The sequence below is a fragment of the Arthrobacter alpinus genome, assembly GCF_900105965.1.
GTDB lineage: Bacteria > Actinomycetota > Actinomycetes > Actinomycetales > Micrococcaceae > Specibacter > Specibacter alpinus.
This window is the reverse complement of sequence record NZ_FNTV01000001.1, coordinates 4,089,937-4,116,573: the sequence shown is the minus strand read 5'-3', so window position 1 is coordinate 4,116,573 and position 26,637 is coordinate 4,089,937. Positions and strand designations below refer to the sequence as shown.

24 protein-coding genes and 1 tRNA gene are annotated in these 26,637 nt (G+C 59.8%); 8 read left to right on the top strand and 17 right to left on the bottom strand.

What is annotated here, in order from left to right:
* Nucleotides 1-56: 56 nt before the first annotated feature.
* The 3 genes from BLV41_RS18840 to BLV41_RS18830 all read right to left on the bottom strand — a co-directional run bounded on the left by BLV41_RS18840 (nucleotide 57) and on the right by BLV41_RS18830 (nucleotide 3,424).
* A complete protein-coding gene (locus BLV41_RS18840) occupies nucleotides 57-521 on the bottom strand; it encodes a PTS sugar transporter subunit IIA (RefSeq protein WP_211481640.1) in 465 nt (154 codons plus the stop codon).
* Between the two features lie 48 nt (nucleotides 522-569).
* Nucleotides 570-2,117 (bottom strand): PTS transporter subunit EIIC, encoded by a 1,548-nt coding sequence (locus tag BLV41_RS18835; protein WP_074712921.1) that lies wholly within the window; start codon nucleotides 2,115-2,117, stop codon nucleotides 570-572.
* A 386-nt stretch (nucleotides 2,118-2,503) separates the two neighbouring features.
* Entirely contained in the window at nucleotides 2,504-3,424 is a 921-nt protein-coding gene (locus tag BLV41_RS18830) for a helix-turn-helix transcriptional regulator (RefSeq protein WP_074712920.1), read from the bottom strand.
* A 169-nt stretch (nucleotides 3,425-3,593) separates the two neighbouring features.
* On the opposite strand from BLV41_RS18830, the gene BLV41_RS18825 reads away from it, so the two are divergent.
* A complete protein-coding gene (locus tag BLV41_RS18825; RefSeq protein ID WP_074712919.1) occupies nucleotides 3,594-4,634 on the top strand; it encodes an NAD(P)-dependent alcohol dehydrogenase in 1,041 nt (346 codons plus the stop codon).
* Nucleotides 4,635-4,723: 89 nt separating this feature from the next.
* Entirely contained in the window at nucleotides 4,724-6,196 is a 1,473-nt protein-coding gene (gene rox / locus BLV41_RS18820) for a rifampin monooxygenase (protein ID WP_074712918.1), read from the top strand.
* Here rox and BLV41_RS18815 read toward each other — a convergent pair.
* The 8 genes from BLV41_RS18815 to BLV41_RS22615 all read right to left on the bottom strand — a co-directional run bounded on the left by BLV41_RS18815 (nucleotide 6,146) and on the right by BLV41_RS22615 (nucleotide 15,231).
* Nucleotides 6,146-7,858 carry an ABC1 kinase family protein gene (locus BLV41_RS18815; RefSeq protein ID WP_074712917.1) on the bottom strand — a complete coding sequence of 571 codons (1,713 nt, stop codon included), beginning with the start codon at nucleotides 7,856-7,858 and terminating at the stop codon, nucleotides 6,146-6,148. The two genes, rox and BLV41_RS18815, sit on opposite strands and share 51 nt — an antisense overlap.
* A gap of 5 nt (nucleotides 7,859-7,863) precedes the next feature.
* Nucleotides 7,864-8,406 carry a PadR family transcriptional regulator gene (locus BLV41_RS18810; protein ID WP_074712916.1) on the bottom strand — a complete coding sequence of 181 codons (543 nt, stop codon included), beginning with the start codon at nucleotides 8,404-8,406 and terminating at the stop codon, nucleotides 7,864-7,866.
* 251 nt (nucleotides 8,407-8,657) lie between these two features.
* The gene (locus BLV41_RS18805) at nucleotides 8,658-9,671 is read right to left on the bottom strand and encodes a DMT family transporter (protein WP_074712915.1); all 1,014 of its coding nucleotides are present in this window, start codon (nucleotides 9,669-9,671) and stop codon (nucleotides 8,658-8,660) included.
* A gap of 1,261 nt (nucleotides 9,672-10,932) precedes the next feature.
* A complete protein-coding gene (locus BLV41_RS18800; protein ID WP_074712914.1) occupies nucleotides 10,933-12,213 on the bottom strand; it encodes an ice-binding family protein in 1,281 nt (426 codons plus the stop codon).
* 2 nt (nucleotides 12,214-12,215) lie between these two features.
* A complete protein-coding gene (locus tag BLV41_RS18795; protein ID WP_139244391.1) occupies nucleotides 12,216-13,226 on the bottom strand; it encodes a peptidase in 1,011 nt (336 codons plus the stop codon).
* Between the two features lie 16 nt (nucleotides 13,227-13,242).
* Nucleotides 13,243-13,788 carry a hypothetical protein gene (locus tag BLV41_RS18790; protein ID WP_074712913.1) on the bottom strand — a complete coding sequence of 182 codons (546 nt, stop codon included), beginning with the start codon at nucleotides 13,786-13,788 and terminating at the stop codon, nucleotides 13,243-13,245.
* A 354-nt stretch (nucleotides 13,789-14,142) separates the two neighbouring features.
* Nucleotides 14,143-14,790 carry a transposase gene (locus tag BLV41_RS22620; protein ID WP_244516969.1) on the bottom strand — a complete coding sequence of 216 codons (648 nt, stop codon included), beginning with the start codon at nucleotides 14,788-14,790 and terminating at the stop codon, nucleotides 14,143-14,145.
* Between the two features lie 258 nt (nucleotides 14,791-15,048).
* Nucleotides 15,049-15,231: an IS110 family transposase gene (locus tag BLV41_RS22615; protein WP_244516968.1), complete on the bottom strand. Its 183-nt coding sequence runs from the start codon at nucleotides 15,229-15,231 to the stop codon at nucleotides 15,049-15,051.
* 757 nt (nucleotides 15,232-15,988) lie between these two features.
* Between BLV41_RS22615 and BLV41_RS18780 the strand changes: the two genes are divergently transcribed.
* On the top strand, nucleotides 15,989-16,408 hold the full coding sequence (locus BLV41_RS18780) for a DUF1003 domain-containing protein (protein ID WP_074712912.1): 420 nt from the start codon (nucleotides 15,989-15,991) through the stop codon (nucleotides 16,406-16,408).
* Between the two features lie 476 nt (nucleotides 16,409-16,884).
* On the opposite strand, the gene BLV41_RS18775 is transcribed toward BLV41_RS18780, so the two are convergent.
* Nucleotides 16,885-17,436, bottom strand: coding sequence for a hypothetical protein (locus tag BLV41_RS18775; RefSeq protein WP_074712911.1), 552 nt, complete (start codon nucleotides 17,434-17,436; stop codon nucleotides 16,885-16,887).
* A gap of 434 nt (nucleotides 17,437-17,870) precedes the next feature.
* On the opposite strand from BLV41_RS18775, the gene BLV41_RS18770 reads away from it, so the two are divergent.
* The 3 genes from BLV41_RS18770 (at nucleotide 17,871) to BLV41_RS22165 (ending at nucleotide 21,704) form a co-directional block, all read left to right on the top strand.
* Nucleotides 17,871-20,288 (top strand): S1 family peptidase, encoded by a 2,418-nt coding sequence (locus tag BLV41_RS18770; RefSeq protein ID WP_170835500.1) that lies wholly within the window; start codon nucleotides 17,871-17,873, stop codon nucleotides 20,286-20,288.
* 167 nt (nucleotides 20,289-20,455) lie between these two features.
* Entirely contained in the window at nucleotides 20,456-20,983 is a 528-nt protein-coding gene (locus tag BLV41_RS18765; RefSeq protein WP_139244389.1) for a hypothetical protein, read from the top strand.
* A gap of 562 nt (nucleotides 20,984-21,545) precedes the next feature.
* On the top strand, nucleotides 21,546-21,704 hold the full coding sequence (locus BLV41_RS22165; RefSeq protein WP_170835499.1) for a hypothetical protein: 159 nt from the start codon (nucleotides 21,546-21,548) through the stop codon (nucleotides 21,702-21,704).
* 289 nt (nucleotides 21,705-21,993) lie between these two features.
* Here the strand turns inward: BLV41_RS22165 and BLV41_RS18760 are convergent.
* The 5 genes from BLV41_RS18760 to galU all read right to left on the bottom strand — a co-directional run bounded on the left by BLV41_RS18760 (nucleotide 21,994) and on the right by galU (nucleotide 25,472).
* A tRNA-Ala gene (locus BLV41_RS18760) sits at nucleotides 21,994-22,066 on the bottom strand.
* 73 nt (nucleotides 22,067-22,139) lie between these two features.
* Complete coding sequence (locus BLV41_RS18755; RefSeq protein ID WP_074712908.1) at nucleotides 22,140-22,916, bottom strand: SDR family oxidoreductase; 777 nt, start codon at nucleotides 22,914-22,916, stop codon at nucleotides 22,140-22,142.
* Between the two features lie 72 nt (nucleotides 22,917-22,988).
* Nucleotides 22,989-23,798, bottom strand: a complete 810-nt coding sequence (locus BLV41_RS18750) for a hypothetical protein (RefSeq protein ID WP_139244387.1) — start codon at nucleotides 23,796-23,798, stop codon at nucleotides 22,989-22,991.
* A 153-nt stretch (nucleotides 23,799-23,951) separates the two neighbouring features.
* A complete protein-coding gene (locus tag BLV41_RS18745; protein ID WP_074712906.1) occupies nucleotides 23,952-24,566 on the bottom strand; it encodes a GNAT family N-acetyltransferase in 615 nt (204 codons plus the stop codon).
* Nucleotides 24,567-24,569: 3 nt separating this feature from the next.
* Nucleotides 24,570-25,472, bottom strand: a complete 903-nt coding sequence (gene galU, locus BLV41_RS18740; protein WP_044578370.1) for a UTP--glucose-1-phosphate uridylyltransferase GalU — start codon at nucleotides 25,470-25,472, stop codon at nucleotides 24,570-24,572.
* A 102-nt stretch (nucleotides 25,473-25,574) separates the two neighbouring features.
* Between galU and BLV41_RS18735 the strand changes: the two genes are divergently transcribed.
* Entirely contained in the window at nucleotides 25,575-26,210 is a 636-nt protein-coding gene (locus BLV41_RS18735; protein WP_074712905.1) for a 5-formyltetrahydrofolate cyclo-ligase, read from the top strand.
* A gap of 144 nt (nucleotides 26,211-26,354) precedes the next feature.
* A complete protein-coding gene (locus tag BLV41_RS18730) occupies nucleotides 26,355-26,612 on the top strand; it encodes an FmdB family zinc ribbon protein (protein WP_074712904.1) in 258 nt (85 codons plus the stop codon).
* Nucleotides 26,613-26,637: the final 25 nt, after the last annotated feature.

Below are 26,637 nucleotides of genomic sequence, written 5' to 3'. Positions count from 1 at the left end.
GGGATGCGATCCCAGCAGTGACCATGGCACAGGCAGCGCCCGTGACGGGCACCATGTTATTTCTTCCGAACAGTAATGACCGGGGTTCCGGCGCTGGCGCCGATTTCGGTCTCGGCAATGGCAAAGTCCTTGCCGTTGGTCACCAGAACCGGCGTGACCATGGAGGGAACCAGCGGCGCCATTTGGGCCAGGTCACAGCTGACGACCACATCGCCCTGCTTGATGCGGTCGCCCTTGGCGCGATGGGCCGTGAAGCCTTCGCCCTTGAGCTTGACGGTGTCCATGCCAACGTGGACCAGGATTTCCGCGCCGGCATCCGTACGCACCGCGAAGGCGTGCAGCGTCTTGGCCAGCAGGATCAGCTCGCCATCAACCGGGCTGACAAAGTTTCCCTCGGAAGGGTCGACGGCGAATCCCTCACCAACAGCGCCGCTGGCGAACACGGGGTCCGGCACATCGGCAAGCGCCATGACGGTTCCCGCGGCTGGGGCAAAAATCTGCTCGCCCTTTTTCTTGAACATTTTCAACATCTTTGTGACTCCTAGGGTGTGTAAGCGGTTGGCGCGGGATTAGTCGTCTATGCCAAGGCTTTCATTAATCGCACTTTTGTAAAGAACAGCCTTGCCGCCGAAGACGGCCTGAACGCCTCCGCTGACCTCAAAAACGCCAGTGGCACCGAGCTTGCGAAGTTTGTCCTTGTCCACCTGGGCTGGGTCCTTGACGGAAACGCGCAGCCGGGTAATGCAGGCGTCCACGTCGTCCAGGTTTTCGGCCCCGCCAAGCGCGGCGAGGACCTGTGCGGCCTCGCGCTGAATCGGCGTGCCGGCTTCGGCGCCGCCTACTGTTGCGGGGACCAACTCAGCGTCGCCTGCTGAGGGGGTCTCGGCGTCGTCCCCGAGCGTGTCTTCCAAGTGTCCGGGTGTACCGAACTTGAACTTCTTGATGGCGAACTTGAACGTGAAGTAGTACAGGAAGAACCACACGATGCCGACGGGGATGACGAGGAGCCAGTTGGTGCGGTCGTTGCCTTGGAAGACACCGAAGAGCAGGAAGTCGATCAGGCCACCGGAGAAGGTGTTGCCGATGCTGATGTTGAGCAGGTCTGCAATGAGGAAGGACAGGCCGTCGAAGATTGCGTGGATCACGTAGAGGATGGGGGCCACAAAGAGGAACATGAACTCAATGGGCTCGGTGATGCCGGTGACGAAGGAGGTCAGGGCAACCGAGGCGAACAGGCCCATGTACTTGGCGCGGCGGCCCTTGGGGATGACGTGCCACATGGCCAAGCAAGCGCCGGGCAGTCCGAACATCATGGTGGCAAAGCGGCCGGCAAAGAAGCGGGTGCCTTCGGTGAAGAGTCCTACGTGGTTCGGGTCGGCGAGCTGGGCGAAGAAGATCTTCTGCGCGCCGATAACCTGGACGCCGTTGACCATTTCTGTGCCGCCCAATGGGGTGTACCAAAACATGGGGTAGATCATGTGGTGCAGACCGGCAGCACCGCTGAGGCGGAGCAAGGAGCCGTAAAGGAAGGTTCCGAAGGCACCCATGCTGGCAATTCCGGTGCCGGCGTCGACCAAGGCGTTCTGGACCGGCGGCCACACGATGAAGAAGACTGCACCAACAATGATGGCGGCGAAGGCCGTGACAATCGGGACAAAGCGCGAACCTCCAAAGAAGCCGAGAATGGCCGGCAGCTGGATGTTGTGGAAGCGGTTGTGCAGCATCACTGCCACGCCACCAACCACCAGGGCACCGACAACACCGGTGTCAATCGCGGCGGCGTCGGGCGTGAAGATCCCCAGCAGCGACTTGATGGTTGCCACCATGACCAGGTAACCAACAACACCGGCCAGTGCGGCGGTTCCCTTGTCGCGCTTGGCCAGGCCAATACACAGGCCGACGGCGAGAAGGATCGCCAGGTTCTCGAAGACAGTCGAACCGGCGGCCGACATGACGCCAAAGATGCCTTGCAGCACGTGGTTGTCCAGGAACGGGTAGGCCTTCACCGTTGTGGGGTTGGAGAGGGCTCCACCAATTCCGAGCAGCAATCCTGCTGCGGGAAGAATGGCCACCGGCAGCATGAAAGCCTTGCCGATCTTAGAAAGTTGCTTGAACACGATAATTCCCTACGCTCGAGCTTTGACGACGTCGTCAAAGCCAAAATCAGAGCCTATGGGGATCCGGTAATTCCGTAAGAAACGCAGATGGTGCGAAATGGGCGGCGACATTGGCGGCCCACGCGATATGCGTAGTCATGGATGGACCCTCAGGCAAATACGGACGAATGACCCCTACGCATACGGATGCGAGAGGCCGGGCGTCTCAGGTTATTGCCGAAAGTTACAATCCCGATGACTGCGGCCAAAAAGTGGCAGCCAAATAAGAATACACATGTGACCGGTGTCAAAGCCAAACCGGGATCAAAATGCCTGACAGCTTGCGTGGATGTTGCTATCCTCGCGCGGGGCTGGCGATTCCTCGCCGAGGGTTTCCTTTCGCCGCGCTAGGCCCCCGGCTCCTTTCCACCTTTCGCAGTGGTTGGGAGGGCGGCGACCTCCGGTGGGCACGGTGCATGCCAGTCGCCCAAGAGCCGGAGCGCGTCTGCCGATGCACTGCCGGGAGCTGCCGTGTAGATGTACATACTCAGGGCAGACTCGCCAGGCAGGGACAACGTCTCGTAGATCAGATCCATGTCTCCCACAACGTCGTGATGGACCCGCTTCACACCCGACTGATGCTCGTGAAGGTCGTGGGCGGCCCATCGGACGCGGAAGTCTTCCGAAGCCGTGGCCAGCTCGCCGATCAGATTCGTCAGGTCTTTGTCGTGTGGGTTGCGGCCGGCGGTTACATGAAGCATGGCAACGCTGTAACTGGCCACCTGATCCCAATCAACGTAGAAACGCTGAGCGCCAGGATCCAGGTGGATGTAGCGGGCATGGTTTAGTGCGCCGATCTTCGAGGCGCCCGCGGCGCCGGCGATGAGCCCGGCAAACAACGCCTTGCCGAGAGCATTCATGGCGAGGATGTCGCCCCGTCCATTTTGGACGACGGCGGGCATCTCCGTCATCTGGTCCATGACCAGTTGCAGGGTGGTGCGGATGGCGGGTGCCGGCGAGCGCCGTCGTACGGGTTTAGGGCCAGCGTTATTTGCTCCGCGAGTGAGGTCGAAGAGGTGACGGCGTTCAATTTCACCTAGGCGCAGGGTTCGGGCAATGGCGTCCAGGACGGCGTCTGATGCGCCGACGGCGTTGCCTCGTTCCAGCCGGGTGTACCAGCTGACGCTGACCCCAGCCAGCGCCGCGAGTTCTTCCCGGCGCAGGCCTGGCACGCGGCGACTGCTTCCCGCGGGCAGGCCATAGTCTTCCGGGCGGATCTTCGCGCGGCGGGACGTAAGGAACTCGCGCAGCTCAGTTTTGTTGTCCATTTATTCAATTTTACGTCCCATGGCTCCCGTGAGGCAGTCACTGGCAGTGCCCCCATCAACCAGACCTCCCGGATTAGTGGATTTTCTCTGTTCCGCAGCTCTTTGAGCATGTAGCGTCGAGGACGGAACGCGCCATTGGGCGCCGATTAACCCCACGCTTGGAGATTTAATGACTACCGCACGCGCTTACGCTGCCACCTCCCCCACCGAGCCGCTCGTTGCCACGACCATCGAACGCCGTGAAGTGGGACCGCACGATATTTTGATCGACATCGCCTACGCGGGCGTCTGCCACTCCGATATTCACACCGTCCGCGGAGAATGGGGCCCCATCGCATACCCGCAGGTAGTGGGCCACGAAATTGTTGGCACCGTCGCTGCCGTTGGCAGCGACGTCTCCCGCCATGCCCTGGGCGATCGCGTAGGCGTTGGCTGCATGGTCAACTCATGCCGCGAATGCGAAAACTGCCTGGCCGGCATGGAAAACTACTGCACCAACGGCAACGTTGGCACCTACGCGTCCGTTGACCTGGACGGCACCGTCACTCAGGGCGGCTACGCCACCAACGTTGTTGTCAACGAGGACTTTGTTCTTCGCGTCCCCGAGAGCATCCCGTACGAATCCGCCGCACCCCTGCTCTGCGCCGGCATCACCACGTACTCCCCACTGGCCCACTGGAATGCGGGCCCGGGCAAGAAGGTTGCCGTTGTTGGAATGGGCGGATTGGGCCACATGGCCGTCAAGATCGCCCACGCCATGGGCGCCGAGGTCACCGTGCTGTCCCAGTCCTTGAGCAAGCAGGAAGATGGCTTGCGTTTCGGTGCGGACCACTACTTCGCCACGAGCGATTCCAGTACCTTTGAACAGCTCAAGAACACCTTTGACCTGATCATCAACACGGTCAGCGCAGCGGTTGATCTGGGTTCCTACGTTTCCCTGCTGCGCTTGGACGGCACCATGGTCAACGTGGGCGCCCCGGCAGAGCCCCTGCCCATCTCCGTCTTCTCACTGATGGGCAACCGCCGCTCCTTCGCCGCCTCCGGCATCGGCAGCATTGCAGAAACTCAGGAAATGCTGGACTTCTGCGCCGAGCACAACATCGCCCCGGAAACGGAACTGATCGAGGCCGCACAGATCAACGACGCTTACGAGCGCATCCTGAAATCAGATGTCCGCTACCGCTTTGTGATTGATACCGCGACGATCTAAGTTTCGGTGTAGCAAAGGGGCGTTCCACCAATTGGTGGGGCGCCCCTTTACTCTTAAGTCCAGGTAATTTCAGGAAGCGGGGTTTTCACTTGTTCGACGTAATTATTAGTGGTGGTGGGCCAACGGGGATGATGCTCGCCAGCGAGCTGCGCCTGCACAACGTGGACGTACTGGTCGTGGAGAAGGACGCCGAGCCGAATCTGGCTGTCCGTTCGCTGGGCTTGCACCCGCGCAGCATCGAGATCATGGATCAACGCGGCCTGCTTGAGAGATTCCTTGAACAAGGGAAACAGTATCCCGGCGGTGCTGGCCGGTTTGCGGGAATCGAGCCACCCCGGCCAACAACGTTGGACTCCGCCCACGACTACATCCTGGGAATTCCCCAACCCGTGACCGATCGGCTGCTTGCAGAACGCGCCGTCGAACTCGGTGCCCAGATCCGGCGTGGCACGGAGGTAACAGGTATTGAGCAGGACGAGCACGGCGTCAGCGTCCACCTCGCTGACGGCGGGCTTTTGCGCTCACGCTGGCTCGTGGCGTGCGACGGCGGACGAAGCCTTGTGCGCCGGCTCCTGAAGATCGGCTTCCCCGGTGAGGCGGCCAAGACCGAGTGGCTACTGGGCGAGGTTGAGGTCACCACACCGGCGGAGGAATTGGCTTCCGTGGCGGCAGAGGTTCGCAAGATCCACAAGGGCTTCGGCATTGGTCCGGCCGGAAATGGCCTGTTCCGTGCCGTTGTTCCCGCCGCCACGGTCACCGAGGATCGTACGGTGCCGCCAGCGTTGGAGGAGTTCAAAACGCAGTTGCGGGCCTACGCGGGAACCGATTTTGGTGTGCACTCGCCGCGTTCGTTGACGCGTTTCAGCGACGCCACACGCCTGGCCGAACGCTACCGAGTGGGTCGAGTCTTCCTCGCTGGCGATGCCGCGCACGTCCACCCGCCATTGGGCGGTCAGGGGCTAAACCTTGGGATTCAGGACGCCTTCAACCTTGGTTGGAAGCTCGCCGCCGCGATCAAGGGGTGGGCGCCGAAGGAGCTGTTGGACAGCTACTGCACAGAGCGTCACCCTGTGGCAGAAGGGGTGTTGGCCCTGACCCGGGCACAGTCCGAACTGATCTCGCCGGAGCCCGGCCCACAGGCTGTGCGCCGGCTCTTGACCGAGCTCATGGATGTCGATGGCGTCAGCCGTTTCTTGGCGGAAAAGATCACCGGGATCGGGATTCGCTACGACTTTGGCGAAGGCCCCGAACTACTCGGCTTGCGGCTTCGCGACATCCCCCTGAGCCAGGGCCGTCTTTACGAGCTCGGCCGCGATGGCCATGGACTCCTACTGGACACCACCGGTGAACTTTCCTTGTCTGGATGGACGGATCGAATCCACCACGTTCAACTCGCCGGCGGGGAACTGAGTGCGCCCGCGATCCTGCTCCGACCCGATGGCCACGTCGTATGGATCGGAGGGGACCAACAGGACCTCGTCCACCACCTGCCCAGGTGGTTCGGGGCGGCATCATCGGCGGCGCCGGCCCGCCCAGAAGCCAAAGACCAGCGGCACCACTGAAACGCCCATCAGGACCGAACCCAAGACAAGGTCGTCGGCCCTGACCGCTGAGCCGGAAATCAACAACGCCCCGAAGATCACTGCACCAACGCCCAGGCGCAGCATCCGGTTCATCCGTACCATCTGCCGCTCCAACCTGGGGTTCGTTACCGAGATCGAACCGTCCTCGAGGCTGGCGAGCAGACCATCGAGGCGTTTGGGCAGGCGAAAGGTGCCGGCCGCGGCGTCGAGCATCTGCGTCGCCACATCCTTGACGATGTTGCCGCGTTCCTCGCGCAACAACTGAGCCGCGTACGGTTCCACCGAGTCCCACAAGTTGAAGCGGGGGTTCAGAGAGCTGCACACACCAGATGTCAGTGACATGGCGCGGATGATGAGGAGAAAGTTCTCCGGCAGCTGGAAGGGCAAGGAGCGCACCACATCACCAAACTCGGCGGCAAAATCTCGGAACTCGCGCGGGTCCACCTCACGAAGCTCGGCAAACCCCATCCCGCCGAATCGGGCGAAGAGCTGCGTCATGGCCCGTTCAAGCTCGGCAGTGTTGGCGGACGGAACCAGCACCCCAATATTGCTGATCGCGGCCACCAAGCCCTTGCCATCCCTTGCGGCGGCCGCAATGAGCAGCTTCCGCAGACCGCTGCGTGTGGCGGGCGGAACCTCACCCATCATGCCGAAGTCCACAAAGGTCAGCTTCCATGGGTGCCCGGCCGCTGCGGTGGGGACCGGCGTGAGAAAAATATTTCCGGGATGCGGATCTGCATGGAAGAAGCCAAGCGTAAACAATTGGTCAAACATGATCGACGCGAAAACGGGGGCAATCTGCGCCGGATCGATCCCGGCTGACCGGAGTGCCGGAAGGTCGGTAATCTTGATGGCCGTGACATCTTCCAGGGTGAGCACCTGGCGGGTAGTTCTTTCCCAGACTACGCCGGGCACCAAGACCCGTGCGTCGTCGGCGAATTCAGTGGCGAAGCGCTCCAGATTCGCAGCCTCATGAAGGTAGTCGATCTCCTGAAGGCTGGTGGTTGCAAACTCCTCAACCAAGGCGGGCGCGTTAACGCGTTTGGACACAAGGCGGATATGACTGAGCCAGCCGCCCACTTTGCGCAAAGCGGCAAGGTCCACGTCGACGATGTCCGAAATACCCGGACGCTGCACCTTCACCACAACATTGTTGAGCCCGGTATCCGCTATATCGTTCGGAAGAAGATGCGCCCGGTGGACCTGCCCTAGTGATGCTGCGGCTATAGGCGTCTGATCCACCCAAGCGAACACGCTCTCCAGCGGCGCACCCAGCTGTGTTTCGGCAAGGATCCGGATCGCAGGGAACAACACAGGAGGGACCTCGTCTTGCAGGCCTTCGAGTTCTTCGGTGATTTCCGGCGGGAGAACATCGAGTCTGGAGGACATGAACTGCCCCACCTTGATCATTAGACCGCCAAGCTCAACGGCAAGCACATGGAACCGCTGAGCGAAGCGCCGCATCCTCTTGGGCCGGCTCCGGTTGGCCATCCGGGCCATGCCTAGACGAGGAAGCACCAACTCGAACCACCAGGTGAGCGTCAGATGCCACGCGGCAAAGCGCAGGATACGGCGGTAGCGGGCTCTGGTATTGGGTGTGACGTGGACTGGATCTGCCCGTTCTGCTCTACTGGGTGTCACACCCGTCAGTCCTGGGCGAGGATCGAATACAGTTTCCGCCGTGCGTCATCGAGCACCGCAACAGCTTCCTGCACCTGCTTCTTGGTGCCGGTACGCCCAACCTGGGCCGCAGCCTGAGCCAGCTCCATGCCGGCCTTGGGAAGCGCTGAGAAACCGCTGCCCTGCGCCGGACCAGACGCATCCCAGGGTGCTGGTGAATCGGAATCCGCAACGGCCTCACGGCCTGCATCAGTTAGTGAGTAAACCTTGCGACCGTTGGCTTCCTCTGCGCTGATCAGTCCTTCGTCAGCCAGCAGCTGCAACGTTGGGTAAACGGAGCCGGCGCTTGGCTTCCAGCTCCCGCCGCTGCGCTCCTCAATCTCATGGATGATCTGGTAGCCGTGCATGGGCTGCTCTGCGAGCAGCGCCAGCACCGCAGAGCGCACCTCGCCCCGCCCCACACGGGTGCCCGAAGGTTTTTCAAATCGTGAACGCAACTCCTCAACGGCCTGCCACACGCCGTCCATGTTGTTGCCGAAAAACCCGCCTGCCGGGAATGAACTGTGCATCATAATCTCCTCAGCGAATCGCGAACGATATACCTAACGATATGCCTGTGCAGGGGCGGAAACAATGGTCCTCAACCACGAAATCGTTCGGGTTCCAACAGATGCGTGAGCGACCGCGGACCGGACTGAACCCGTCAAGTTCATTCAATTGTTGCCTCTACGGATTGGATCGGCGATATCCGGGTTTCAAGGTGTCTGGGATCAGGCTGTTGTGCCGTCTAGTTCACGGTGAGCCACTGTTTGAAGCTGCTTCAAGGCGTGAGCCTCCTGCGAAACCTCTGCAGGACCGACACCGGCAGCGCGGCCACGACGATTGCGGCCAAGGTGAGCAAGGTGCCGAATATAGTTTGCGGATAGACCACGCTTCCAGCCACCGGCAGCAGCCAGTCCATTAAGAGCGCACCGATCAATTGTCCGGCGATCATGCTCAACCCGGTCAGCAGCACGCCAATACGCCGGATCAGCAGGGCACTCAGGACCAGATTGATGCAGCCCAGCACGCCGCCCAGATACAACCATGGATCAATCGGCAGCGTGGGCAGCCCGCCGGTGAGGACCAGCTTGATAAACCAGATCAGCGCCAATGCCACGCTGCCAACCGCATAGTTGATCAGGGTTCCCGGTATTGGGGACCGGACTTGCGCGGCGATCCTTCCATTCACGGCGTGTTGAAAGGTCATCAATACCCCGGCTAGGGCAACAAATGCCAGGGGGACCAACATGGCGAGGGGGTCCGGCGATCCGGCGATCCTCGGCGACACCGCCCAGAACACCGCGCAAACCGTGAGGATCACACCCAGCACACGGAGTGCAGTGATGGCTCGTTTACCGCCGGGGCCAAGACCGATCCGGTCCACAGCGAGTCCGCTGACGGTCTGGCCGGTCACAACTGCCACCGTGTAGATGGCGATCCCGACGCTTGCGACAAAGCTGGTCTGCGCAAAGATAAAGTATGCACCAATCAAGCCCGCCGCATGGAAGTACCACGGGATGCTCCGCTTACGCGTATCCGCAAGGAGCTTGACGAACGCGGTGCGGCCGCTGGGAATCAGCAGAGTAGCGGCTGCCATGACCAGCGCCGCTCCCCCGAAGCTGAACAATCCGGCCAGCAGCGGATCCTGGAGCCGATGCCCCAGCTCACCATTGATCCGAGCCTGCAACGGCAAGGTCAGTCCAGCAGCAACAGCCAACGGGACACCCATAACCAGTACACGTGCTGCCGACCCAAATTGAGGGCTAGCTTCGGTGCCAACGGCTGAGGCCATGCTAAAAGTCCACCGGAGACACCACGACAAGACCTTGGGCAACTAGCCCGGCAGGGCTGTCCAAGTGCCCAGCAGAGAGGTTCTCGCATCCGGTGCGGTGGCTGGTGCACTTCAGGGTCATGGTGTTCTCCAAGAGGCAGGTCTATGAATCTAAGAAAATGTCCGCGACATCAGGGGATGTTGTCGCCGGGGCAGCACTGCACTGAACAGGATCCAAGGAGCATCAAAAGCCGCTGGCAATCGATTGCCAGCTGAACTCTTGAATAATCCTTAGAGAGGATTTGCCTCAAGGGCGATGTTATGTGCCAATGACATATACCAGCCTAACTTGAGCGAAAGCAGATAAGCAACCGCTTGCCAAAAGCATGATCACATAGCGACGCGCGGCCCGAACTGCACAGCTGCACAGCTGCACATCAAAGTGCTTCGCACCCCAGGGCGTGTCGCTTGGCCAAAAAGGCAAGCAAAACCCTCTCCGACCAGCCTTTCGGCTGCTCGGAGAGGGTTAGGGGGTGGAGCTAAGGAGATTCGAACTCCTAACCTCCTCTTCAGATTGTGGTGTTTTCAATAGTTTTTAACGCTACCTAAAACCCCTAGAATCCGGGGCAAACGGGGCTTTCGATACCTTGCTGAGAGCGTCGAACAACGACACGCTTTGGACCAAAGCGTGTCGTTTCCGTGTCGATTGCAAAAGGCAGTTTCGTGTCAATCTCTCGATGAATCGAAGAACCCAGAAGAAAATGCAAGCCTGTTTTTTGCCACAAAATGACCTCCAAATACGCCACATCCCGAATAAGGCATCTGGTGGCGGTCAAAGCTATAGCATCACGGCAGTGACTGCCCGGCGCCCCTTCAGAGTTACCTGAAAGATAAGGCCCCAATGCGTTCCAGTTTCAAGTAAGCGATCCTCCCCGCCAGTGGAACAGTCGATTTCACAAGTCGGCCCCACAAATTTCTGCACACGTTTGCACTGCATTCCCGCGCGTTAATTCCTGCGACTAGGCGCCCTAGCTCCGCTCCCATGCATGTCGTCATTGACTGGAAGGAACTTGTCGACAGCTGGCGGCACCTCGACGGCGGGAAGTCTTGGATGCTTCTATATCTGTCAAGGTCATCCGTTTCGCAGGATTCCCGGAGATTCAGAAAACCTGATCAGGGAACCCTCCAACACTGGCCGGGCGTCGGACGTTGACGATGCTTGGATCAAGATCCCGCCACCATGCAGCAGGCTGACGTGCAGATGGCTTCGATAGCCCGTTTGTTAGTAGACGGAGTGGGTGATGGTTCCGGTGTAGGAGCCGGTGATGGCTTGGGCTGGAAGGTTGACCACGATGGTGGGGTTCCATGTGGCGGAATTGCTACCACCTGTGGCGGAGGCCGAAAAGGCTGTCACGGCGAAGGATGACAACGTTGACATGGTTGTCGTCTGTCCCGGGAGGAAGACGGCTATTCCGGTTGTGGATGTAGCAGCCCCGGACGCGTATGTCGTCGTCATGATGGGCGCGGCAGCTGGCGTGGTGGTATTGGAGAATGCTGTGGAAGATGCTTGCACTGTCCACCCGGCGCCGGACTGGCCGCGGTTGTCCGTGGCGGTGACGCCGCCGAGCTGTACGGTGAGTTTTCCGCCCGCTGCCCCGGAACCAAAGTTCTTAGCCGTGGGTGCACTGATACTCAAGGCGCCGCCGGGGAAGGTGAAGGTGTTGGTGGACAAGGTGACCAGTCCGGCATGGGAGAGGGCACGGCCAGTGACGACGGCACCCGCGCCCACGGTAATCGCCCCCAGGGCCATGATCGTCCCGGAAAAGGAGGAAGAAGCACCCGTCCCGGCGGCACCCAGCACCTGCCAAAAAACGTTGGAGGCCTGAGCACCATTGACCAGGCTGACACTGCTGCCAGCAGCAGTGTTGAGAGCGGCACCAACCTGGAAGATGAAGACCGCGTTCGGATCACCCTGACCATCCAGCGTCATGACCCCGGTCAGCGTGAACGCCGCCGCAGTGTGATAAACGCCGGGGGTAAAGGTCTTCCCATTCTGATCACCGGCGAAGTCCAGGGCGGTCGGAATCCGTCCGGCGGCGTTATTGTAGGCGGAGAGCAGATCAGTCTGCGCCAGCCCAGCCTGCGCGTCACCGGCATGCGTGGCACCAGCCGCGATACCAGGCGGGAACCCAACAATCACGGTTGCCGGACTTACCCCGAGATCCCCACTCAAGACCGTGGCCCCAGTGTTCGTAACGCCCGTCCCACCCAACACCAGATACGTCCCCGCAGCACCCAACCCCACCGGTGATACCGCGGCGTCTGCCCGTGGCGGGCTCAGAAGCATGCCTGCGACGAACAAGACGCTCGTCAGCGCGGCGATCCCTGCAGCTGCGCTCCACCGAATGGAACTCGGCCCTCCGATTCGACTGATCTGAACAGACTTGGCAATGGTCTTTGACCCCCATCGAGCGATGTGGCGATAGCCGCTCTTGCGACCCGGATGTGGCGACCACTGGACCGCGCCCTTCATGCCCCCGGGCGGCCGCGTTGCCTGAATCATCGCTAAGATTCAGGTATTCCGGCGTCGGAATTCTGGCGCCTTCGATTCCGCACCAGGAGTACTGCAAGCAACAGCAGTGCTGCGAGGCCAAGGCCGATGGAGAGCCACAGAATCCCTGCGTTGCTCTGAGGGGTGATGGGAGCCGTCGCTGTTCCGGGTGTCTCCGGGAAGGTGAGGGTGGCGTCGGCGGTTTCGGTGAGTGGCCCGCTTTTCAGTTCCAGGTGAGCCTTCCAGGGGCCCGCGGGCAGGGATGCGTCTAGGGTGGCGGTGACGTGTCCTGTTTCTCCGGGACCGAGCGTGGTGGGGACTCTGACTGGGAACGGGCCTCCGTTGAGCCCTCCAGGGCCGTCGGTCAGGCTGAGCTGCCCGCCGATATCCAATGCGCGAGCACCACTATTGCGTACTTGAGCCGTGACAACGGGTTGCCCATCATGGTTACGGCCAGCCAGTAGCGAGTCAATGTGCATGGCCGACAACGGTTCGGCACCCGTTCCGACGGAGAGATATACCCTGATGCCTACGCGATTCACCACGGTCACGGCGTCAGCGGAAGCCGGGACGGACCGGATCTCGGCCCAGACTATTCCGTAGCGTTCGCCGTCGACCGCGTTCTGGGGCACAGCAATAGTCACAGCCACCGCTTGCGCATCGTTGGCGTCCAGGGTAACGACTGAGCGGTCAACCGAGGTCCACGACGTCAAATCATTGGCGGTGCGGTCCGGGGCCCCGGCGAAAACCCCAGACTCGATCTGGGCCGCCGCCTCATACACGGACACTGACACCACCTCGGCAGTGGTGTTGGAGACCTGGATCCGGCGGTGAATCACCTCGCCAGGATTCATATGGTCAACAATGTAGATCAGGGCGCGTGGATCATTGGCCCGGTCCGCAGGTGCGTCCATGAGACGCACACCGATGCCTCCTTCAGCCGGTGGAGCCGAATCAGCGACCGCGCCGGCCGCCGGACCTAAAACGGCAAGCACGGTCAGCAGGGCAACGAAAATCCTAGGCACTGGAATCGGCGACCAGTCAGGACAGAGAGTGGGTGATGGTTCCGGTGTAGTCGCCGGCTATCGCTTGTACCGGAACACTCACCACGACGGTTGGGTTCCATGTGGCGGAATTGTTACCGACCGAGACGGACGCTGAATAGGCTGTCACCGCAATGGCGGAAATCGCAGCCGGTGTGGCTGTTTGTCCTGGGAGGAAAATAGCCGTGCCGGTTGTACCTGTGGCGAGCCCAGAGGAGTAGGTTGCCGTCGTGATGCTTGCGGCGGCAGGTGTGGTGGAATTCGTGAATGCTGTGGCCGCCGCGGACGCCGTCCACGATGCGCCAAGCGCTCCGCGGGTGTCTGTGGCGGTGACGGCACCGAGCTGCGCTGTGAGTGTTCCAGCGGCGGCTCCGGTGCCCAAGTCCTTGGATGCCGGAGCACTGATGCCAAGGGCACCGCCGCTAACCGTGAAAGTCGTTGTCGTGTCAGCAGCCATGGCCGCACCAGCCGGAGCGGCGACCGTCCAGGCAACTACCAAAGCAGCAGCAGCAAGCGCAGCTGAAAAAGATTTATGCAAGACCATGTCATATCCCCCAAATTGTGATCTACCACACTAAAAACTATGGTTCTCAGGGTGCTCCCTGTTTCGCTTAGAGTATTTCCGTTCCTGCGGCGCAGACAGGGTACAAAGACCTACCTTGATGGATATTTCGTCTTGCTAGTTCCGCGCGGTGATATTAACGATCAGTGGCCAAACATGCCGACCGACATTGACACCCTGGCACTCCAGCCCGGGGTCTCTACAACGACAAGCTACTCGGAACGACGCCGGAGTTTCTTAGGCCCATAAAACTGGGAGGCTCCCGCGCCCGGTGTTGTCATCAGCTGAAAAATCATGTCCACGGCGGCCGCAAGCTCGGCAGTGCTAAGCCTTGGATTACGCTGCTTGGGGGCGGTCCGGGATCGAGGTTCCGGTCTCTAAGGAACTTTGAAGCGTTCGGTAGATTTGGCGGGTGATGTAGCGTTTGAGGCTGCGGATGATCTCCTTCTTCGTTCGTCCTTGGCTTGTACGTTTCGAGACGTAGTCCTTCGTTACTTGATCCCAGTGAATCCTGCTCAGAGCGATGGTGTAGAGCGCTTTATTGAGCTGTCGGTCTCCACCATGATTGAGCCGATATCGGATTGTGCTCCCGGATGATGCCGGAACGGGGCATGTTCCTGCCAAGGCCGCGAACGCCGCCTCTGACCGAACTCGCCCTGGATGCGACCAAGCCGTAAGAATGATCGCCGCGTTGACAGGACCGACACCAAAAACCTCAAGTAGTTTGGGATGTTCGGCCTGTATCAGGCGTTGAAGTTCGGCATGATTTTGCCTCAATTGATCTGTCAACACGATGATTCGGCTCGCCAGTCTCACTGCTTCGCGGCGGCTAATTTGCAGACTAAAGTCTTCTTCTCGTTCCCGCCACGCTGCCACCGCATTGATCTGGGTGACTGACAGTGCTTTTCGTGCATCGAATCCCAGCTCAACTGTCCGCAGCAAAGCGTTCAATGAATTGATCGCCGCCGTACGTTCACGAGACATTGATGTCCTAGCAGTCGTCAACACCCGCAAAGCCAGTTGGACACCACCGGCCCGTGGATCTCTAACTTTCTCGATAGGGATCCCCATCGTGGTGCGAGCAGCCCGCGCCGCATCGATGGCATCTGATTTGCCTCTCAGCCGCCCTAACCTGCGATGCGGAAAGGTGATTCAGTGACTTGAAAACCGGCGTCAGTCGCCTGCTGCCGGAATTTTGCGCCATATGATCCTGTGCCCTCCATCGTCAAAAGGATGTTCTCCTTAGCCCCCCTGAGAACGTCGTTGTATCCAAGAAAGGGCACGCCTGCCTCCTGGAACGGTGACGGGGAAGGTTTCGTTCGCGATTTCCTCACCAGTGATGGTGTTGATGATCGCGAACGTATGCGTTTTTGCGTGGGTATCAATTCCTACGACGAAACTGAATTTTTCAGCAACGATGCTCATGTTTCCTCCAATATCGACGATTGCTATCAGTCGTGTGAAGCATCGAAAGGGGATACCGCTTGGCAGGTCTGTCATGAGCCACGCCAATGTTCTTGGCGGACATGCTTCTAATCAAGCCAGGGCAGTAGACAGAACCGATGCTGAACCCGGCCCGGGCGGACATATCCAAGACAGCGCACCCACACCAACCGGCAGAGGCAATTCCATGGGCGAGCCACGCCCGAACCAAGCCACAACATCAGACTGCCAGTCACTCACAGAGCAACCAACAAAATACTTACAGACCATGGGGAACTTGCCCGATAGCCGGCTATTGCTCACGGCCATTAAATGGCGAAGTGGCCAACCTAATAGGGGGACTGTTGACCACTCCGTTCTAAACACTACGCCGACACTCTGGCAATGGGCATAGATTTTCTCCCCGGCCACAACCAAGCAACCTGAACTTCTTCGGCCATAAGACGTGTTGTGCGACAGGGTGGCGGTTCCTACTATATCGGCGTCAATGAGGGCGGATTCAAGCCCCCTGGAACTCTTATCTGGCCGATGGCCACGCTGCAACAAAACTTATTATGCCTAGGTCCCTTCTTAGGCGTCGATGTGTTGTTGGTATCTAGTTTGGGCGAGCCACAAGGTGGGTTCCAAACAAACAGGGAAAGCGGTACTCAACCCCCAGCTAGGACGTCGCCTGTTCCGCGATGGCGAGGGAGCGCCGCAGCCCTGCACCGGGGCATGCAGCGACCAGTTAAGCTAAGGAATGACTGATGAACCGCAGACTTGGCATACCAAGCACAAGGATTCCCTCACGCGCGGCCAGCGGGCCGCGGACCTCATGCGCAACGGTATGGGAAGCTGGCCGTTCGTGGGAGGCTTCGTTGCCTTCATGGTGGTTTGGGCGGCCATTAACACCCTGGCATTGACTTCACATGCATGGGATCCGTACCCGTACATCCTCCTAAATCTCTTCCTGTCGATGTTGGCCGGCCTGCAGGGGGCAATTTTGCTCATCGCGGCCAAACGACAGGACGCTATTGCCGGGGCGATGGCCCAGCATGACTTCGACACCAACGTCAAGTCTGGGAAAGAGATCGAACTGCTGATAACCATCAACCGCCAGCAATTAGAGATTCTCCGCGAACTACAGGAACTCGGCAAAGTGAAGACCCGTCCTCTATGAGCCCAGCAGGGGTCGTTTCCCGCATACCCGCCAAACCCCGAGAACGCTAACCCACGATTTTTCACTTATTCACAAACCACCCAAAAGAACCTAGCCACAGCGGGCTGCAACTCGGCAGCGCGGTGTCTTAGATGATATGGGGAACTTGCACGATAGTCGGCTACTGCATGCGGGCATAAAAGGGGCCAACCTCTTGGGGGACGGTTGGCCACTTCAAGTACGACACTACGGCGACATACTGAGCGTTAGCATGGCACCAGCTCGGCGGCAGCTGTGGCCACTCTCAGGCGACCTGCCTAACGATCAATTCTTACCCACAACAGGCGGTAGCCTGCGACCAACGTGCGGCGCATGGATTGCCGCGCCAGCTTGGTAGTCAGCGGCATCCATTTCCGTCTGCTCAATGGTGCCGCTCGCTAGATGTCCTATCGTTCCAATGATCTTCACCGCAGATTCTAGGATTCACGGCCTCTGTTCTACGCACCAAAGTTGGGACAAAGCGCGTACAGCCCCGCACGATCGGCTGCTGCTTGGGCGAGGGCATTGTCGTAACGGCCCTCGTGGTCGGGGATGTACGCGAATCCAGCACGCAGGGCCTCGTCGAGATAATGGTCGGTTCCGAAGCTCCCTTCGGACACGTAGACATCATCCGGGTTATCGGCGAAGTATTGCTTCGCAAACGCGAACGCCTCGTCGTACCCGCATTCACCCTGAGCAGGAGTGACAAGGCCCAAACTTTTTCGGAACGTGACTGTTGCTTCTCCGGACAGCCCTTTCATCTTCTGCTCATACGGGGAGAGTTCAACGAGGAAGGTTCCGGGATCGAGAACCTCAAGGACTGTGGCACCCATTTGGCCTTTCATGGCCTTGGCGAGTGCTTCCTTTTCGTTGAGTATTGGCGTCGGCGTCGCGGTAGCCGTCGCGCTCTGACTGGGCGCGTCTTGGTTAACCTGGGACGACTCGGTGGGGGCGCACCCGGCAAGCAGAGTAAGAGGAACGAGTCTCATCGAATATCGGGGCATGCTCATGACTCATGCACTCTTTATCAACGACTCAGCTATGCCTCACGCACGGCCACGGAAATCTTCACTGCCTGGCACCTGCCCTCTCGCTGGGCGCCGCCATCAATGCTAGGAGACGACAGGCCAAGGCAACCTCGGCCTCCTTCATTCAAACAAGTCAGGGAAACCCCACCGATGCACAGAACGCACTAGAGAACATACGCTCCTTGTCTATTAGCTGCCGATGGGACGCATCCCGCATGCCACTCGTCAATGGGGCATCATTATTGGTCATCTTGTGAGATGGTGCAAAATAAAGTTGCCACACGTTAATCCACTTGATAGTTTTACTCTTAGGGCTGCCGTTTTCTCAGCAGGGCTTTGTCTAAGCAGGCAGCGGCGCCATGAGCGCCCTGATTTCATCACAGATCATCCTTATTACTTCTTGGGGAATTACATACATGCGAGCAAATAAGCGCGCTATTTTTAAGCGCGGCGGTGCGGCCTGCGCCGCAGCAGCAGTTTTGATCGGCGGCACCTTCGCTGCCAGCGCCGCCACAGCAGCACCTTCAGCCGAGGCGACGCCCGCCTCCGTCGCCACGCCGTCCGCCACCGAAACAGCGATGCCCAATGGCTTGGCCGAGGCCGTGGAGCGGGATCTAGGCAAGAGCCTGGAGCAATTCAATGCGGAAGCCACTCTGGCCGCCAAGGCAGCAGATGTGCAGGCAGAGGTGACCAAGGCCGATCCGGCCGCCGTCGTCTCCGTCGCTGGCGACACCATCAACGTCAAGACGTCCGCTACCGCAGCCGCCAAAACGGCAGCAGGGACCGCCAAGGTCAAGGTCACAACGATCGAGGCAACACCACTGGCCGCGAAGGTGGATGCAGCGGGCGTCGACGCATTGTTCGCCGCCTACACGGCAGAATTCGGCCTTCAGAACTTGCAGGCCATTATGGTCAACGGCAACGGCGCCTACGTCATCCGCACCGGAGATGCAGCCACGGGAGTGCAGACGCCTGCCGCCAGGTCATTCACTGTGCCCGCGCAACCATCTGTAGCCGACTTTGCCAGTAAATACGCCAATGTCGTAGTAGAAGCGGCTGCTGGTCCCGCGACTGCATTCGCAACGGACGTCACCAACGGTCAGGGCTATGCTGCAACCTCCGGCTCCGACCTATCCGCCTGTTCTATCGGCTGGAACGGCTTCGATGCTGCAGGAAAACCCGCCGTTATCTCGGCTGGCCATTGCGCTGACGATGGTGTGGCAACAACAACCGAATTGACTGACCCCACAACAGAACCTGCAGAGGGCGGTGTCGGAGGCGACATCGTCGCTCCTCTGGGCGTCTTCGGTGCCTCACAGTTCGGCGGACCCAACAATACTCCCGCCACAGCGCCGTCCGGCTGGGACGGCAACAACAATAATCTGAACAACATCGGCACCGACGTTTCCGTTATTGACAGCATCGACCAGGATCTGAACCAGCTGGCCAAAGTCACCGACTGGACAACCCCGGCCGCACCTAAAAACTCCGGTCCTCTGGTGACAGGCGTTTCCAGCGCCATCAATGGCACCAATATTTGCAAGTCCGGCCGCACCACGGGCTGGAGCTGTGGCACCGTGACCGAAACAGGCGTGTTCCTGGTTGGAGGGCACAATCTCGCGACGAATCCCGACGACATTCGCGCCGTTCGAGGCTTCGGTTCAACGAACTTGCTCGGCGCACAGGGCGACTCCGGTGGCGCCATCATTGCCGGTTCACTTGCCGTAGGCATGATCAGCGCCGGGGATCCTGGCGTCATCACCTATGGTGTGGATCTCAAAGACGCCCTGGCACACACTGCAGGCTATTCGGTAAAGATCTTCTTGGAAGCACCTACAGTCTCAACCTCCACCCCGGTATACCGCAAGGGCGCCGTAACCGGCACAGCTCCGAATGCACCATCAGGCAGTATCGTCCTCGTCACCATTGATGGCGTGGGCACTGAGGCCGTCGTGGGCGGCGACGGCAAATGGAGCGTTGCCGCTCCTAACAAGTTCGGAACGTTCACCGTCACCGCACAAACAAAGAACGGCTTCAGCACTTCGGTCTCCACCAAGGAAACCATTGAGGTCATCAAGGAAACCCTGCCAGCGCCAGCAATCACGACGCCTGCCAACAAGGGTACGGTTGCCGCTCCCGTCACCACAGTCTCCGGTACCGGAAACGCCGGCGCAACGGTTGCACTGAGCGGCGACGTCGAGGGCACAGTTGTTGTTGGCACCGACGGCAAATGGTCATTCACCGTGGGACAGCCCCTTGGAGTTGGCAGCTACACCGTCACAGCCAAGCAGTCACTGACTGACTGGAATGATTCCGTCACTGCCACGAACAAATTCAATGTGGTTCCGGCAGCTCCGGCCGTCACCTCGCCCACCAATGGCCAGGAATTCATTTTCGACCAAGGGCCGTCCGCTATCTCCGGCACTAACGCTGCGGGCGCAACGGTGACCGTGACCATCAACGGCAAGTCCTACGACGCCGTAGTTGTTGATGGCACCTGGAGCGTTGCACTTGGTGGCCGCTTGGCTACCGCCGACTACACGGTTTCGGCCGTGCAGCGTGTTGACGGCATCGATTCGGTGACTGCAAACTCCACCTTCAATGTGCTGGCAGCCCCGGCCCCGCCGGCAACACAGGAGCCCACCCCGGCTCCGACTACCCCGGCCCCTGCGGCAACCCAGAACCCCACCCCGGCTCCGACACAGGCACCGGTTGAGAATGATCTGGCGAACACTGGAATTTCCAGCACAGTGTTGGCCTTCGGCGCAGCCGCAGCCGTACTGATTCTCGGCGGTGCTGCGTTCCTGCTGTTCCGCCGCCGCTCAGCCAACTAGTCCCAGCGAACCAAGTTCAATGATCTAGCAACCGCCAGAAGCACGAAAAGGTAACAAAAGGAGTGGGTCCCGTTCACCATGAATGGGACCCACTGCTGTTATTGCGACTCGTAAATAATAGACGCCCAAGCTTTATCCACACCCCCTCAGCAAGTACGGGAGGCATCATGAACAACAAAAAAATGGCCGCGGCCATGCTCGCAGCCACAATGACAGGAGCCCTTGGCATGAGCGGATGCGCCACGCCCCAAGCTCCCTTGTCTACCTCACCTGCCCAGTCCTCCAGCTCAGCTGAAACCAGTGCCTTGCTGCTGCTCAAAGATTCCCTCCGCGCCCAGCTGGGCGCCTCCTATTCAGATTCCTGGATTGAGGGCAACAAGCTCCACGTTGCCGTCACCAACGAATCGGCGGCAGCCATAGTGACCAAGGCCGGCGCGGTTGCCACGCTGGTTACGGTCGAAGCCGCCGAGCTGGAAGAAGCACTTGCTGCAGTCGCCACGTGGCAAACCAAGCTTCCCTCCGAGCAAGCCAGAGCCATCCACAAAATCATTCCCGACGGGAAGACCGGCACCGTCACCATTTTTGTTGCCTCTGAACAACTCGACGCCGTGGCCCAGTCCGCCGCCGAAGACAAGCCAACGGGCAAGATAGCGCTGATGATCAAGGAATCCACCGGCCTCGCCACGCCGTACTAACACCGCATACTATCCAGCACCTCCTAAAGCGTGACCATGATCCACACCTCCGAGGGAACCAGCTGGTGATCCTGCGGAGGTCGCAGCTGCGATCAGCTGGCTGCTCAGCAACGAGGCGAGCTACTGCACGGGAAGTGTTCCGGACATAGCAAGAGTCCGCTAGATACTAATTGTTTTGCCGCTCACTCTCGGACAAGTCCCGACCAAGGGTTCCCTGCGAGACATGGAGTGACTGACATTCCTAGGCTAGGTCCAACGGCCTAACATCCGGTGAAAGACCGGCGTACGGGACGGTTTGCCGGTGTCTATACGGGACACCCCTTTCGGGACGGTGCTGCAGTTTTTTACGACGACTTCGACCCCAGCACCGGTGATCGCTGTCCACAATTTCCTCGCTGTTGAATCCTAGGGGGGGTACCGTCACGTTCGCGAAGACTTATTAGCTAATCACTTAGGCAAGCAAGTATGAATTCATGGAGATTCGATACCCTAGTCCGCTAGTACCCGGCGATGTAATTGGCGTTACTGCCCCGTCGACTGGTGTGCCAGGATCGGAGAAGTTATGGCCCTGCGGTGGCTGGATGTGGATCTGGATGCTGACCACCCATCCCTGACAATCAGCGGAACCGTCACTCGCTACAAGGGCCAACCGCTGTTTCGCCAGGACCACACCAAGACTGCGGCCGGATACAGCGAACTTCTGACCGAGTTGAAGAATTAAGTCCGAGCCGTCAGCGCCAAGGCCGTGCGAAACCTCCAGTACAAGACCGCTTTTGCTGCGGCCTGGATAGACGGAAAATTCCGGCCAGAGCACACCGGACAACTCAAAATCCAAGTGTCGCTCGTTGACGAAGGGCCGTGGCGGGAAGGCAATGCCAAAACCGTCGACATGGGGGAAATGAGCCCCCCATTAACCTCAAAGCGTGTCGTTTCCGTGTCGTTGGGCCATTTTTGGGCAAACAAAAATCCCCTCCAACCAAGCGTTTCCGCAGGTCAGAGGGGTATTCGGGTGGAGCTAAGGAGATTCGAACTCCTGACCTCCTCGATGCGAACGAGGCGCGCTACCAACTGCGCCATAGCCCCGCAGCAGTCCTTGAACCGCCACTGTCTTAGACTAAACCCGACTCAGCCATGACTCCAACATGAATCGCCCGGCTCATCGGCTCGCCACCCAATCTCTGAACGTCACTGTGCCCACAGCTGCTTCAGGGACTAGGTTCTTGCCTGCTCGCAGGAAGCCGCCAAAAGATCCCGGCAACGGAACGGGCAGCGCCACCGCACTACTACCCGTGGCTTCCTTCCATTGGCTGGCCAATCCGTTCATGCCGTGCACCTCTGGCCCGCCAGCAACTACTTTCCTGTTGCCTTGTCCCTCGGACACGGCCGCAGCCACCAATACCCGGGCAACATCGCTCGTGGCAATGGGCTGAAAGGAAACACCCTTAAAAACAGGAATGACGCCCACCCTGGCGCCGGCAGCAAAAATTCCTGCCACCAAGTTATGGAACTGCGTGGCGTATACAACCGTGGTAGGAAGCCCAGAATGTTCGTAGCTCAGAGCACGTGCCGCCTGGGCCTGGTAGTAACCCATGGAGCTTTCGTTGGCGCGGACAATCGTCAGCAAAACGCACCGGCTAATTCCCGCTGCGGCAGCAGCCGCCAACACCGCAACGCTTGTGACGGGAAGTGCCCGAAGTGCAGAACCTGAGCGGGCGTCAAGGGTTTCAATCAAGGCATCCACCTCGGCCAGCCCTGCTGCGACTCCCGCGGCAGTGCTGAAGTCAGCCTGGACGTATTCGGCCCCTGCCACACGTTTGTCGGCAGATGGCAAGCGGCGGCTTAACGATCGCACTCGGTATCCACGGGCCACAGCTTCCTCAACCACGGCCCGGCCGGCCGAACCCGTTCCGCCAGCAACTGCAATTAGCACCATAGTTGTTAGCCTAACGGTCCTAGGCCTCGAGAGGCTCGATCACCGGAGTCGCTAGGGCTCGACTCATAGTCCTTACGCCCGGCGGCGCTGGAGAACGTCGTCCAAATTGGTCAACGCGTGCGTTCCGCGTTCCGAGGCGGCAATGGTCTTTTCCTTCTTTGCGGCCTTCTCGGCTGCAATATCAGGAGCGTCAACAACCACCACAACACCGTCGTGCTCACCGGCAACACCCACTCCAGCCAGGTCGGCACGAATCGAGGTACCGGCTGATTTGGGCGCCTCGGCAAGGACCAACGGCTTTTCCAACGTGAGCGCACGGTTAGCAGTTACGTAACCAGGAACTGGAACCTCGACGGGCTCCCAAGTTTCAATTTCCAGCTCGCCCTCGGCAATGGTCTGGGTGTGCGCAATCTTGGCATCTGCGGTTCCCTTGGCGGCAACTCGCATAGCGGCGGCACGCAATTCCTCAGCCGTGAGCGGCTTCTGAACGGGAGCCGGTTCCGCGCCTTCAGCGCGGTCGAAAAGCTCAGTCTCTTTCGGGGCCACAGCGTTCGACGCCGATTCCCCGGAGGCTGAGTGCGCCGTCGCACTTGCAGCTTGGCGGGCGGCACGGCGAGCCGATTGATCACGAATAGCCAAGGTGCGCAGCACGGCGATCACGGCAACAAACACGGCCAGCGAGGTCCAGGCAACGCCGGGAGAGCCAAGATTGAACACGCTCAGGGCACCGGAAATGCCCGCTGTCAGCAGGGCAAGAAGGCCCGCCAATGCGAAAAATGTTCGGCCCCAACGAACATTGAGGGGCTTCTCAGCAGCCGAAGGCACGGCCATTGAAGGTCCCGGCTCCACGTGGGTGTGGGCGTCGGAAGTACTGCTTTCCATTGACGTCTCCTGCAACTGCTGGATTTGGCGGACTGGCAACAGTTGTCCGGCCATATTTCAACCCTAGAGGGGAAACATGCCGCGTCTGGCATTACTGCCGGTGTGTCGCAGGTCAAGGGGAAAATTCGCCTTTTGGACAGTCCACCCACCCTCCTAGCGCCGGGCCAACCACCTAGCCAGAATTCCTTCCGGCACTTCCTCGCTAGTCAAGGCAAAGCTGCGATGATCGGCCCATTGACCGTTGATGTGCAGGTACCGCGGGCGCAGCCCCTCATCCCGGAAGCCCAATTTTTCCACCACGCGCAAGCTAGCCGCATTCTCCGGACGAATATTGATCTCCATCCGGTGCAGCCCCAGTGCACGGAAGCAGTGATCCGTAGCCATGGCCACTGCCGTTGGAACAATTCCTCGACCGGCCCTGTCCTGATCAACCCAATAGCCAAGGGTGGCCGACATCGCCGAGCCCCACATGATCGAGGACACCGTCAGCTGGCCCACAATGGCTGGTTTGGCCTGCGTGGGAACACTCTCGGTGATGATGAACGGCAGAGCCGACGCCTCGCGTGCCTGCTGATTCAAAACACGCACCATCCCGGAGAACGTGGGCAGCTGCCCCTGACTCACAGGGTTGCTTGCCTCCCACGGCTGCAGCCAATCGGCATTGTGGGCTCGCACCCTTGTCCACTCCGCCTTGTCGCGAAGCTTGATGGGGCGCAGAACCAGATCACCGCATTCCAAGGTTACTGGCCAAATGGCCTGCCCCCACACGAACTAGCTCTTGAAATCGGCTGTGAATTCTCCCAGCCATTCGCGCAGGTCTTCGCCGAGTTCTTCGTTTTCGCAGGCGAGGGTGACAACTGCCTTGAGGTAGCTGAGCTTGTCACCGGTGTCATAGCGGCGGCCATGGAACACGACACCGTACACGCCGCCGCCTTCGCCTTCCATGGTGGCCAGGGTCTGCAGGGCATCGGTCAGCTGAATCTCGTTGCCACGTCCCGGAGGGGTGTTTTCAAGAACCTCAAACACGGCCGGGTGCAGCACGTAGCGGCCAATCACGGCGAGGTTGGAGGGAGCCTCTTCAATGGAGGGCTTCTCCACGAGGTGGTTGACACGGACGTAGTCCTCGCCGTCAATGACGGTCATGTCGGCACAACCGTAGGAGGAGATCTTCTCTTGCGGAACCTCGATCAAGGCCACCACGGACCCGCCGGTGCGCTGCTGCACCTCGATCATGGTGGTCAGCAGCTCATCGCGCTCATCGATCAGGTCATCACCAAGGAGCACGGCAAAGGGCTCATCGCCCACATGGGTCTTGGCACGCAACACCGCGTGGCCCAGGCCCTTGGGATCGCCCTGGCGGACATAGTGGATCTCGCCCAGATCGGTGGCGTGCTGCACTGCGGCGAGGCGATCGGCGTCGCCCTTTTCTTCAAGGAGCTGCTCCGTCACTGGAACACGGTCAAAGTGATCCTCCAAGGCACGCTTGTTACGTCCGGTAATCATCAAGACATCGATGAGACCGGCGCTGACGGCTTCCTGAACCACGTACTGGATGGCGGGCTTATCCACCACCGGCAGCATTTCCTTGGGCATTGCCTTGGTTGCGGGCAAGAACCGAGTCCCCAAACCTGCTGCGGGAATAACGGCCTTGCGTACAGTTTTTGCAGAAGTCATGCCATTAGGCTAGCGGACTGGCCACGGTTTCCCCGGATAATGTTAGGTGCGCTACATTTTCCAAGCGTCATCCAGCGCCCCATTTCTCTCGACAGGATCCCCATGAATGCGCTCGACAAGGCTGCCTGGCGTTCCCGACTGCGTGCACAGCGGCGAGAGTTGGAACTCCCAGACGCTGGCGCAGGTCTGGCCCGTGTTGCCCAGGAGTGGCTGGAGACGCTGGACACGCACGACGCCAAACTTGCCGACACGGGTTCTTCGGCTCGCGGTTCGGTTTGCGCTTACCTCGCTATGGGCAGCGAGCCCGCGACCGGCCCGCTTCTTTCCGCGTTGACCTCCACCGGTTACTCCGTGTTTGTTCCTGTTTGCGAACCCGATTTCCAAATGACCTGGACGCGCTGGAGCCCCGGCGTTTCGATGCAGCGCAGTGCACTGGCACCTGTCATGGAACCCGTTGGCCCGCGTTTCCCCTATGATCAGCTGGTCTCCGTGCGGGCCATCTTGCTCCCTGCCCTTGCTGTGGACGGCTCCGGTGTGCGTTTAGGACAAGGCGGCGGCTACTACGACAGGTTTCTCGCTGGCCTCCCACGAAAGGGTGGGATTGTTACTGTGCCGCTAGCAGCCGTGGTGCATAACCATGAATATTTCCCATCCCCATCGCTGCCCCATGATTCGCTTGACGCACCCGTTGCCTATGCCCTCACTCCGAGCGAACACCACACCTTGGGGCCGGCGTAGCGGCCGTGTATGTTGCCCGGGAATGTCCCGGCCCTTAGGGGCGTTGAACAGGGCGGTGATAGAATTAGGCCTTGGGACCATGGACTTCCAGTCACGTGACTGGAAATCGCACGGTCCCAACGCACGTATCCAGGAGGAAATTTAGTGCCTACGTACGCTTACGCTTGCAAAGATTGCAACCATGCTTTCGATATTCAGCAGTCATTCAGTGATGATTCCCTGAGCATCTGCCCCGAATGCAGCGGCAACCTGCGCAAGAAGTTCAACTCCGTGGGCGTTGTATTCAAGGGATCGGGCTTCTACCGTACCGATTCACGCTCAACCTCCAGCTCAGTACCGGCCGCGGCAGCACCAGCCACTGCTGCGCCGGCCAGCGCCCCCACTCCGGCTTCGGTCAGCTAGAGGTTCTGCTGTTCTCGACGTACGG